Annotated in this window: 7 protein-coding genes; 1 reads left to right on the forward strand and 6 read right to left on the reverse strand. The window is 57.3% G+C overall.

Going from position 1 to position 6,000, the window contains the following annotated elements:
• Positions 1 to 274: 274 nt before the first annotated feature.
• From ACYP2A_RS09320 to ACYP2A_RS09345, 6 genes are all read right to left on the reverse strand, one after another.
• Positions 275 to 736 (reverse strand): hypothetical protein, encoded by a 462-nt coding sequence (locus tag ACYP2A_RS09320; RefSeq protein WP_459744600.1) that lies wholly within the window; start codon positions 734 to 736, stop codon positions 275 to 277.
• Positions 733 to 1,068, reverse strand: coding sequence for a hypothetical protein (locus tag ACYP2A_RS09325; RefSeq protein WP_459744601.1), 336 nt, complete (start codon positions 1,066 to 1,068; stop codon positions 733 to 735). Before ACYP2A_RS09325 ends, ACYP2A_RS09320 begins: the two co-directional genes overlap by 4 nt.
• Positions 1,065 to 3,740 carry a bifunctional DNA primase/polymerase gene (locus tag ACYP2A_RS09330; protein ID WP_459744603.1) on the reverse strand — a complete coding sequence of 892 codons (2,676 nt, stop codon included), beginning with the start codon at positions 3,738 to 3,740 and terminating at the stop codon, positions 1,065 to 1,067. The genes ACYP2A_RS09325 and ACYP2A_RS09330 overlap by 4 nt, the downstream gene beginning before the upstream one ends.
• The gene (locus ACYP2A_RS09335; protein ID WP_459744605.1) at positions 3,737 to 3,940 is read right to left on the reverse strand and encodes a TraR/DksA C4-type zinc finger protein; all 204 of its coding nucleotides are present in this window, start codon (positions 3,938 to 3,940) and stop codon (positions 3,737 to 3,739) included. Before ACYP2A_RS09335 ends, ACYP2A_RS09330 begins: the two co-directional genes overlap by 4 nt.
• On the reverse strand, positions 3,933 to 4,421 hold the full coding sequence (locus tag ACYP2A_RS09340) for a phage regulatory CII family protein (protein WP_459744606.1): 489 nt from the start codon (positions 4,419 to 4,421) through the stop codon (positions 3,933 to 3,935). The genes ACYP2A_RS09335 and ACYP2A_RS09340 overlap by 8 nt, the downstream gene beginning before the upstream one ends.
• Before the next feature lie 218 nt (positions 4,422 to 4,639).
• Positions 4,640 to 4,867 carry a YdaS family helix-turn-helix protein gene (locus tag ACYP2A_RS09345; RefSeq protein ID WP_459744608.1) on the reverse strand — a complete coding sequence of 76 codons (228 nt, stop codon included), beginning with the start codon at positions 4,865 to 4,867 and terminating at the stop codon, positions 4,640 to 4,642.
• A gap of 99 nt (positions 4,868 to 4,966) precedes the next feature.
• Between ACYP2A_RS09345 and ACYP2A_RS09350 the strand changes: the two genes are divergently transcribed.
• A complete protein-coding gene (locus tag ACYP2A_RS09350) occupies positions 4,967 to 5,677 on the forward strand; it encodes an XRE family transcriptional regulator (RefSeq protein WP_459744609.1) in 711 nt (236 codons plus the stop codon).
• Positions 5,678 to 6,000: the final 323 nt, after the last annotated feature.

Raw genomic sequence — 6,000 nt, forward strand, 5'->3', positions numbered from 1 at the left:
ACCCTGATCAACTACTCGTACTTGCATGCTCCTCTCCTTTTTGGCCAGGCATAAAAAACCCCGCCGGAGGGCAGGGTTTGGGGTACCGGGGTGAATGACCCAGGCTGGATGCACAGCACGTGCTTTGGAACGCCGTCAGGCGGAAATCTCAGATAGTGGCGACTTTGTACCTGCGTTCGGAAAAACCGAAAAGAGGTGTTTAACGGTTGGTTTGAATGTGACCAGAATGCAACAAGGATACGACCACAATACGACAACATACCCCGACGAACGGTCAGGGCTTGGAAGCTTGCTTGAGCTGCACGCTCAGTTTCCCGGCAATCGCCCGGGCGGGTCCGGCACGCAGGATCAGTATCGTCATGACCTGCTGATGCAGTGCGGTGACCCAGTTGCGATAGGTCCGGTCAGCCCCCTCTGCAATTCCCACTTCCCGCATCTGCTCCCGAACCGTCGCGTGATCCAGGTACCGCAGCTTGGCAAGCTTGGCGAGTCGCGGCCCACGCCGGGCAGCGCCGTTAAAGCTGCGTTCAAGTTCGGCCACCGCTGCATCGACTTCGCTCGCAATGTGGTCAAGCCCCATTCCGTCCTTAAGGATTCGTGAGCCAGGCGTACCGCTTGGCGGCAAGCCCTTCCATTCCATGATGGTTCCCATCTGGCTACCGACTCCAGAACCCAGGCCGAGCCGGGCGTGCTGCTCGCCCCAATGAACCATCAGGTCTTCAATCGTCGCGATCATTGACCTTTCTCCATGAAAAACCGTACCCGACACAGAACCACCCAACCCAACACAAACCCAACACACTTACAGACCTTTAAAATCAAGGGCTTGAATAGATTTGTGTTGAGTGTGTTGGGTTTGGTGGGTTTATTCGGCATCGCATGAAGAGTTTTTTCTGGCTTCATATCAGCCAATAAAATAACGCTCAGGCGCGCGCGTGCGCGCAAACCCGACACGCTCGACACACCACCCCTCAAGCCAGCGAAAACAGCGGCTCTTTCGTGTGTCATGTTGGCCAAATCAACCCAACACAAACCCAACACACCCAACACAGTTTTAGTCAGAGTCATGCGGCCGCCTTCACGTGATCCCAATCGTCCACCCGCCACCCAGACAGCTTCGCCCGCTCACGCCATTCCGTGACGCTGCGCCCCAAGTCCGGCGCTTTCATCGATGGGGGAAGGGAAGCCTCGGCATCAGTCGGAACAAAGAACGCCCCAAACTTACGGGTGTTGCCTTCTGTCCAGGGTATTGAGCGGGTCTTTTCGACCTCGGAACTGATGAACAATGAAAACTTCGTCTGGCTCATGGAGTGCTCTTTGTTGCGCTGGCACCACTCCAGGAACAAGGCATAAAGATCGCTCGTCAGGCACGCGCCCCATAGGCCTCGACCCAGCTCGCCGGTACGCCAAAGGTATTGGAACGTCTGCCAGCCAGCCCTGCTCAGGGCCACCAGGCGCTCGCGTGCATCGGTATTCGGTGGCCGGGTGCGCTGATTGAAGTCACCCAGGTCGACCGTTACCAGCCATCCATAAAGCGCAGCAACACCACCATTCTCCAGCTCGCGACCGATGGCCTTCTGTCGCTCGACTGGCAGCGTTTCCATCGGCCACATGACCAACATGCGCCGGTCGCTCTCGCTGATTGGCCATGGCAGGATCTCGTTCGAAAGGAACACCGCGTTCATGTGGTTGGACTCTTCCCAGCCGTTGATGAACTTCGATTCCATGCGTACCGTTTTGCCGGTGACCAGGTGCTTGATCTTGCCGACTTGGTTGTATCGCTGGTCACGGCTGACCACTTCTTCAAACACGGCCCACATCTTCCGGCTTTGCCAGGCGTTGAAGTTGCTTTCAAGCTGGGTCTGGCCAACCGTTGCCGCGTATTGGCCGTACAGTTGGCCAAACGTATCCGCGAACAACAGGCTCTTGCCCGAGCCCTCCATCACCGAGTGCATCAGCACCGCCGTGTCCATTTTCGCCCCGAGGTGCTGCAAGGGATAAGCGAGCCAGCGCGTGAGCCACCGGGTTGCGTCCTCATCGCCATTGCACAGGAAGCCGATCAACCACCGCAGGTTCTCGCAGGCGGCTGGGTTGTTCACCGGCTCAAGCGGCAAGCCATCGAACGTGTTGATGTAAACCGCTGGGTCCTTCTTCATCGTCGGATCGAAGACGATATGGTCAACGTCCACCACACGCCGCTTCGGGCTGTTCAACCACATCGGGTAGAAGTCACCGAGCGCCATCTTCAGCGCGCCCTCGGCAATGCGCCGCTTCTTTTCCCGGTCCCAGACATCTTTGGTGCCATCGATGTACACATAGCGCTCAATAGGCGCCATGCCCAAGGCCCCGGCCCTCTTGCTCGAATCCTTTTTATTGCGCTCGACGTCCTTGACCTGGTCATCACCGATCAGCTTTCGCCCAGGACTTTCAAGCCACTCCTTGGCCTTGGCCTTTCCGACCAGGGCCTCGAATGCGGACTTTTTCATCCGCCCCGACTTATCGATGTCCCAGACCTGTGTCGTGGCCTCGATCAACGCAAACCGCCGCAGCATTTGCTCCAGGGTCAGGCCCTCCCCCTGCCCCCCGGTTTCAGGAGCAGCCGCGCTTGGCTGCGGCGGTTCGCCTGACGGCGCGCTCTCACTGGATGGGGTCGGGGAAGGCTCAGGCGGCCTTGAGCGACTGTTCTCAATGCCGAGTATCTTCGCCGCCGCCTTGATTGCCCTAGACTGGTCGCCGCTGTGCTCAAGCAGACAGAACACTTCGAACGCATCATTCCGATGGCCATTGGCGAGCGGATCGGCCGCGTGGTGCGAGTAAACGCGGCCTTCGTCCGCATCGACAGTGATACCCGGCAGGCCGGTCGACGAGCCGGGGTAAAGCCACTTGCTGCCCTTCTGCACATAACCGTTAGCACGCAGCAGCTCGGTAACGTCATGGCAGCGATTGAATTCGTCGATCACCGATGGCCGGTTACCAGCCGGCGGCGATACCCGCTTGGGCTTGGCAGGTTTCGCCTTAGGCTTTGGCGCCCAGGGGCACGCCGCTTCGGCATCGCGCTTGAAAATGTCCCAGTTGTTCCAGACAGCGAGCAACTCAGCCGACAGCACTGGCAACTCATCACCCGGCGCTGTTCTCCAGACGTATGGCTTGCCAGTACCCGGATGGATCGAAGGAGGCAACACATCCTGATGCAGGCCTGCACGCAGCTCAAACACTGTCAGCCGCGCATACTGCTGGGCCTCGGCACGGAACAGCTTATCTCGCGCATCATCCCCGGCCTTGGCCGCTTCGCGAGCCTTGCGCATCAGTTCCTTATGCTTCGAGCCATCAGGGTCGTTCTCTGCAGGCCACGCAAGGGCATGCTTTTCCAGCTCAATACCTTCAGGCACTCGGAACATGATGCGGAACCGCGCAGGGTTGCCGACCACGGTGGGAAACACCAACGCCATGGCATCAAGATCCATGCCGAGCAGGTCATAAAGCACATGACGGGTCCACTGCACATCATCTACGTCAAGCGAGCAGACCCGGCTGGGCGCATGAACCACGCCCAGATTGTGGGTCGGGTTTTCCTGCCAGAACGTCTCAGCAGCAGCCGGATCGGTAAAGTAGCCACCTGGCTTGTTCCAGGCAGCGCCCTTCGGCCCTTTTTCGCCAGGCGAGATCGGGACCAGAGCCATACCAAGTTTTTCGATGTAGAAGCGGGCAAACGACGAAATGGGAGACGACGCATCGATCATGCTCGGCGCTCCCGACGCGATTGACAGTCGACACAGGTGGAACACCCTTGAATAGCCAAGCGGCGAAGCTCAGGGATCGGGTCGTCACAGTCATCACAGAAGTGCGCACTGCTTCCGACCGGGCCCGCAGAAACTCGACGAAGAGCAACCTGCAGGTGGTATTCCGCTTCATCATTCGCGTTGTCGACGACATCAGCCATGATCACGACCCTCCATGGCCTGAGCTGCGCCGGCCATGATGCCCAGCACCTCGCGAATCAAGTCGTGGCCGGCCTTTTCCAGCGCGGCGACTTCATGCGGCTCCCATACGTTGTCGGCAGCACCGTGGTGCATTGTCGCGACGAAATGCCCAGCCTGCGCGAGCATCTCGCCGACTGCCTTCAATGCTTCCTGGGTCGCTGGGACTGGCTCTGGCTTGTACCAAACCGCACCCGCTGGCCGCACGAGGGCGTCCAACAGACGAGGACTATCAGTCAGCCGAATGACATCCTCAAGCTCATCGGCCGAGAGCCAGCGGCGCTCTTCCTCCAAGTGGAGTTTCTTCTGCAAAGTATCGGGGTCAATAACCATGGCAAAAGCAAGGGCAGTCATCCCGCCTTTGTAGTCCCGCCCAGCACGGTAAAGCGCCTGGCGTAATGAAAGAACCGGACCCGGATCCGGCAGCAGGTCTGTACGACTCATAACCGTAAATGCTCCTTTTACGGTGTAGCCAAAGAATCGGGCACGCCCTATCCTTCAGCCACGACCGAAGCGCTGTGTTTGCGTGCTGTGGGCACGGCGTTTCGTTTCGAGCCGATCAGGTGACTTGTGGTGAGAGATCCTGATCGGCGGTGCTGACAGCGTTTATCGCTGTCTATGCCATGCCAGGAGTGCCTGTACAGGTCCCTGGTATGGCAGCTTCAAGCAGCGGTAGAGCGGCGCAAATATGCCCAATCAATATCCGGGCGAAGCTCCTCGCAAATAACAGCTCGACCAGATTCACGCTCAATATCAACAGCCAATCCTGCACTTGCCCGGCGATTGCCATAGGCCACCTGGCGCAGCTGTCCAAATGTGGTCCTGCAACGCTCAGCAAAAGCATCAGCAGATGGCTTATCCAAGCCTTTCAAATACTCGTACAGGGTCATGTTCACCTCCTATCGAGCCCAAAGATTAGCAATTGCTAATTTTAAGCGCAATAGCAAACCGTAATTTACTGTTTGCTAACAGATGACGATGATTGTCGGATGGATATCAAACAGCTTCGTATCAAGGCTCTACGCCATTCAATGGGTGATATGAGCCAAAAAGACTTTGCCAACCTGCATGGCCTGGATGCGTCCTATCTATCCCAATTACTGAACGGCCACCGCAATCTCGGTGAAAAGGCTGCTGCCTCACTTGAGGTAAAAATCGGCCTGCCTTCAGGGAGCTTGGTCGCTCCGAGTGCCGACAGTGGGGGCGAGGACAATCATCAACCTGTGCCGAAACCGCTGCTCGACAAGAAACGACTGATGGAGACGTTAGGGTTCATCACCATTCCGCATCTGAATGTGGCTGCCTCAATGGGCCATGGCAGCATTCTTGAGCATCAGGTAGAGGTCATTCGTGACATCACGGTGCATTACGACTGGCTTAAAACCCAAGGTTTGGCCTTCACCAGCCTCGACAATCTGGCGATCATCACTGGGGACGGTGACAGCATGGAGGGCACTTTTCGCAATGGCGACTCCCTCCTGGTAGACCGTGGTATCACCGCGATAAAGACTGATGCGATCTACGTGTTCACCCTTGACGGAGAGCTATTCATCAAGAGGCTTCAGCGAATGACCAAAGGATCATTACTGATGATCTCCGACAACCCAGCCTACAAGTCGATCACCCTGGAAGGCGCAGACTTGGAAAAGGTGCATATCCAAGCTCGCGTGTTGCTAGTGTGGAACGCCAGAAAGCTTTGAACTGATTTCCCCCAGCCCGGCCCTAAGTGTCGGGCTTTTTTGGGGATTCGGAGAATCCTTATGGCTTATGCGTAATTGCATGGGCTTGACCAGCCATTTGCATCACATTTGACCAGCACACCCAGCATCTTTGACCCGCAAAAGTCGACCCAAAGTGGCCCTTAAGGAAACGCAGCTGTAGGCCAATCGCGATCACCAATGCGCATTCCACGCCACTTGGACACTCAGACCGCTACCATTTGGACACTCGTTCCATGCTCACTTGGACACCTGATCCACGTCCATTTGGACAGGCAGTCGGAGCGCAGCGACGCAGGTCTGCA

The organism is Pseudomonas sp. 3A(2025) (genome assembly GCF_054589175.1).